The sequence below is a fragment of the Priestia sp. VA7 genome (assembly GCF_055710015.1).
In genome coordinates this window covers 1-411 of the sequence record NZ_JBVQPN010000047.1, presented here as the reverse complement: position 1 = coordinate 411, position 411 = coordinate 1, and the positions used below count along the sequence as shown (strand labels likewise).

1 protein-coding gene is annotated in these 411 nt (G+C 44.0%); it reads right to left on the bottom strand.

Annotation, left to right across the window (positions count from 1 at the left end):
* Positions 1 to 411, bottom strand: a 411-nt coding sequence (locus AC0C45_RS30085) for an ROK family protein (RefSeq protein ID WP_472929331.1), incomplete at both ends; no start/stop codon positions are given.

Below are 411 nucleotides of genomic sequence, written 5' to 3'. Positions count from 1 at the left end.
GTGGTAGATGCCAGATCCTGAAACTGACCATCTGACAAATGAAGGTAACCAACTTCGCAAGCTGAATGACTACTACCATGAAAAACTTGGGAATTAAACAATAAACAGCCACCGATTCCCGTCCCAATTGTCAAGCAAAGAGCCACAGGATAATCCTTGGCACTACCAGAAATAGCTTCGGCTAGACCAGCACAGTTAACATCGTTTTCCACTTCACACGGTAACCCGAAAGTCTCTTCAATCTCTTTTTTAAACTGAGTTCCAGCATAGTTAGGAATCTGAGGGCCGGCATAAAAGATTTCTCCCTCATCAGGATTAACCATTCCTGCAGAAGAAATGGCCACTCCAGCCAGATCCATTTGGTCTTGATAGGTCTTTACCAAGCCCTTGACCTTTTCCAAAATAGAGGGA